Raw genomic sequence first — 4,242 nt, 5'->3', positions numbered from 1 at the left:
CCGCTCGTTGTTGTCGACGCCCCGGCGGACGGTTCTCCCATCCTCGCCGAGGGCTTCGACTCGGAATATCTGATTGGGCAGTCGAATGGCGACATTCGCCGTATGGCGGCGGACGGGCGCATTTCTTCATCCGGCCTGAAAGCGGAGGCGCCCATCGTCGCGATCGACTGCCGTCAGAAGGATGGCCGCCTGGCGTTTGCGACGCCGCAAAAGATCACGTTGGCGAGCGGCTATAACGTTCAAGGCTCCGTCGATGCGGACGGCGCCTGCGCGCTCCGGATCTCCCCCGATGGCGCTCTGCTCGCCTGCGCATTTCCCGACCGTGTCGTGATCTTCGATACGGCGGGGAGCGGCGCGCTGCGCGCGAGCTACAGCTTGCCGGCGAAGCCGACGAGCATCCATTGGAGTCCGAATGGCGCCTGGGCGGCCGTCGCCCTCGAAACGTTGGGTTTCGCGCTGATCGATATGGCGGGCGAACGATTTGGAATCGTTTCCGGCTTTCCATCGGCGGCGCAGTCGATCGGTTGGTCGCGGCAGTCTGATATCGTGTTCGCATCCGGAGCGTTCAGGATCGTCGCGTGGTCGCTGGCGCGACCGCCTTTCGACGGGGATCATTCAGGCGCGCTGGAGACCGGCCGGCCACGCCTCGTCCCGACGCAATGTGTCGCCGTCAATCCTCGGAACGATATGGTCGCGGCGGGCTATGCAAACGGGCACGTTATTCTCGCCCGGCCCGGCGCCCGTGACGAGTTGATTGTCGGCGCCTTCAAGAGCGCGGTGACGTCGCTTGTCTGGTCGTCCGACGGAAAAAGCCTCGCCGCGGGCGCGCATACCGAAGCGGCCGTCATCGGCTTTCCGCCCCTCATGTTCAAATAACGTCCAACCCAAGGAAGCGCCTGCTATGCAAGATGAATTGACCAAACTGTCGGCGGAAGAAGAGAGCAAGGACGCCTTCTTTCAGGAGCTGGCGCAATTGTCGGAGAAGATGGTCGCCGCGCATGGGAAAGATTTCTCCATGGGCGCGCTTCTGTTGGCGGTGCGCTGGATCGCCGAAGGCAAGCTCGAGTCGCAGAGCGCCGGATGACGCGCGACCGTGCTGTTTCCAGTCACTATCGCGGCAACAAAAACATCGTGGGATAGAAAAGATGTGCCATTTTTTCGCAAACCAGGATCCGGACAGTTACGCTTTCGAGACGCGGTCGCTTCGGTTGAACGGGCAATCCACGAGCATCCGTCTCGAGAAGATTTTCTGGCAACGACTTGAGGCCATCGCCGAACAATTCGGCGTCAAGCTTCCCCGATTCATTTCCTCCCTGCACCAGGAGATTCTGCTTCTCCGAGGGGAAGTTCCGAACTTCACGTCGCACCTTCGCTGCATCTGTATCGTCGCGCAGGAAGACAGCCGTCTTGATCGCCGCGAAGCCAAGCGCGCAGCATGAAAAAGGCCGCCGGTTTGTCGGAAGGTATTAGCAGCATACCACCCGGCGCCGGCTCCTCGCGCTAGTTTCGAACATTCGATCAAGTTGCGCCGCGGAGCGGCGCCGGTGTTGGAACGATGCAATGGCAAAAGCAATACACTCGATGATCCGCGTGGTCGATGAAGCGCGGTCGGTAACGTTTTATCGGCAGGCGTTCGGTTTCGAGGTCGCCGATCGATTGGACTTCCCGACTTTCACGCTCGTCTATCTGCGCAATGGCGAAGCGGATTTCGAAATCGAATTGACGATCAACAAGGGACGAGCCGAGCCTTACGAATTAGGGACCGCCTATGGCCACGTCGCCTTTGCGGTCGACGACCTGGACGCCGAACATGCGCGCTTCAAGGCGCTTGGATATGCGCCGCGCGACGTCAAGGAATTCAAACCGGACGGCAATCTGTTGGCCCGTTTCTTCTTCGTGGAGGATCCCGACGGCTACCAGATCGAAATGCTGCAGCGTCACGGCCGGTATCGCTGATCTCATTTTTCAATCAGACGCCGCCGCAAAAAAAACCAATCAGGCAGGCGCGCGGCAATCCCACCGGGAGGACTTGATATGACGGAACACAAACACCATCACGACCATTCACACGCGCCATCGTCGCTGAGCCGGCGCATTTTTCTTCGCCGGTCTTCCGAGATCACTCTGGCGGCGGCGATCAGCGTCACCATGGGCGGCGCCTTGCTTAACGCCGAAGAAGCGTGGGGGCTTGAGGTCAAGGGCCTTCAGCCCGAAACGATGAAGACCCTGATTCAAATGTCGCGCGATATCTATCCGCACGACCGCATTCCCGACCGCAATTACGCCATCGCCGCCAAGCCTTTCGACGAGAAATCCGTCGCCGATCCGGCGCAGAAGCAGATGTTCGAAAAGGGCGTCGCGGAGCTGAACGCCATGGCCGGTCCCGGCGGCTATGTCGCGCTCCCCTGGGAAGCCGACCGCATTGTTCTGCTCCACAAGATCGCCGGCACGCCGATGTTCGAGGCCGTGCGCTCGACGCTCGTGGTGTCGCTCTACAACCAGAAGGAAATCTGGCCGCTCTTTGGCTACGAGGGCGAGTCCTATTCCAAGGGCGGCTACATCCACCGCGGCTTCGACGACCTCGATTGGCTGTGAACGATAAGAATTCGGGAGAGAAACATGGTTGCGAAATTCGATCTCACGGACGACAACGTCGTCGTCATCATCGGCTCCGGCGCGGGCGGCGGAACGCTCGGCAATGAGTTGGCCCAGAAGGGCGTGAATGTCGTCATTCTCGAAGCGGGCCCGCGCCTCACCATCGAGGATTTCGTCAATGACGAATGGGCGAGTTTCGCCCAGCTCTCGTGGTCCGATGCGCGGACCACATCCGGCACCTGGCGCGTCGCCAAGAATTTTCCCAATCTTCCCGCCTGGATCGTCAAGACGGTCGGCGGCACGACCACCCATTGGGCGGGCGCTTCGCTGCGTTTCCAGCCGCATGAGTTCAAGGCCCTGTCGACCTACGGCAAGATCGACGGCGCCAATCTGCTCGACTGGCCGATCACGCTTGAGGAGATGGAGCCCTACTACGCCCGCGCCGAGGACAAGATGGGCGTGACGCGCACCAACGGTCTTCCGGGTCTGCCTGGCAACAACAACTTCAAGGTGTTGAAGGCCGGCGCCGACAAGCTCGGCTACAAGGAATGCAACACCGGCCATATGGCGATCAATTCGGTCGAACGCGACAACCGCAATTCCTGCCAGCAGACCGGCTTTTGTTTCCAGGGCTGCAAATGGGGCGCGAAATGGTCGACGCTCTATACCGAGATCCCGAAAGGCGAAGCGACCGGCAAGATGGAGGTGCGGCCGCAATCGCGCGTCGTGCGCATCGAACATGACGATGCGGGCAAGGTGAACGCCGTCGTCTATGTCGACAAGGATGGAAACCAGCAGAAACAGAAGGCGAGAGTCGTCTGTGTCGCGGGCAATTCCATCGAGAGCCCGAGGCTGTTGCTGTTGTCCGCCTCGTCGAAATATCCCAATGGCCTCGCCAATTCCTCAGGGCAGGTCGGCCGCAATTACATGCGCCACGTCACCGGCTCGGTCTATGGCGTGTTCGAAAAGCCCGTCCATATGTTCCGGGGCACGACCATGGCCGGCATCATCCGCGACGAGGCGCGCAACGATCCCAAGCGCGGCTTTGTCGGCGGCTACGAATTTGAGACCTTGTCGCTGGGCGTTCCCTTCATGGCGGCGTTCCTCGATCCGGGCGCCTGGGGCCGGTCGTTCACCAGCGCGATGGACGATTATCCGAACATGGCTGGCATGTGGATCGTGGGCGAGGATCTCCCGCAGGAGAAAAACCGCGTCACGCTCAGTTCGACAGTCAAGGATAAGCTCGGCCTGCCCGTCGCCAATGTGAACTTCGACGATCACCCCAATGATGTGTCGATGCGAAACCACGCCTATGAGCAGGGCAAGAAGCTCTACGAATCGGTCGGCGCGGTTCGCACCTTCCCGACGCCGCCCTATCCCTCGACGCATAATCTGGGGACGAATCGCATGAGCGCGAATCCGCGCGACGGCGTCGTCAACAAATGGGGCCAGACGCACGACATCAAAAATCTTTTCGTGTCGGACGGCAGCCAGTTCACGACCAGCGCGGCGGAAAATCCGACTTTGACGATCGTCTCGCTGGCGATCCGCCAAGCCGAATATATCGCCCAGCAGATGAGCGCGCGCGCCATCTGACAAAGCGGCTCCGCCGTCAAGAGTTCCGGAAGCGCTGGCGCGCATCCGGAA

At 60.7% G+C, this 4,242-nt stretch carries 6 protein-coding genes; all 6 read left to right on the top strand.

The genetic code is table 11. The features are described from left to right. The coding region (locus ACE3S9_RS15740) for a WD40 repeat domain-containing protein (RefSeq protein ID WP_374547427.1) at positions 1-876 on the top strand (876 nt) is incomplete at its 5' end. A 25-nt stretch (positions 877-901) separates the two neighbouring features. Beyond that, positions 902-1,084, top strand: coding sequence for a hypothetical protein (locus tag ACE3S9_RS15735; RefSeq protein ID WP_374547426.1), 183 nt, complete (start codon positions 902-904; stop codon positions 1,082-1,084). A 61-nt stretch (positions 1,085-1,145) separates the two neighbouring features. Beyond that, positions 1,146-1,439: a ribbon-helix-helix domain-containing protein gene (locus ACE3S9_RS15730; RefSeq protein WP_374547425.1), complete on the top strand. Its 294-nt coding sequence runs from the start codon at positions 1,146-1,148 to the stop codon at positions 1,437-1,439. Positions 1,440-1,560: 121 nt separating this feature from the next. Beyond that, the gene (locus ACE3S9_RS15725) at positions 1,561-1,956 is read left to right on the top strand and encodes a VOC family protein (RefSeq protein ID WP_374547424.1); all 396 of its coding nucleotides are present in this window, start codon (positions 1,561-1,563) and stop codon (positions 1,954-1,956) included. Between the two features lie 78 nt (positions 1,957-2,034). Next, entirely contained in the window at positions 2,035-2,595 is a 561-nt protein-coding gene (locus ACE3S9_RS15720; protein WP_374547423.1) for a gluconate 2-dehydrogenase subunit 3 family protein, read from the top strand. A 24-nt stretch (positions 2,596-2,619) separates the two neighbouring features. Next, a complete protein-coding gene (locus ACE3S9_RS15715) occupies positions 2,620-4,191 on the top strand; it encodes a GMC family oxidoreductase (RefSeq protein ID WP_374547422.1) in 1,572 nt (523 codons plus the stop codon). The last annotated feature ends 51 nt before the right edge of the window (positions 4,192-4,242 follow it).

Origin of the sequence: Rhodoblastus sp. (assembly GCF_041915505.1) — a bacterium.
Lineage (GTDB): Bacteria > Pseudomonadota > Alphaproteobacteria > Rhizobiales > Beijerinckiaceae > Rhodoblastus.
This window is presented reverse-complemented; position numbering and strand designations above follow the sequence as displayed.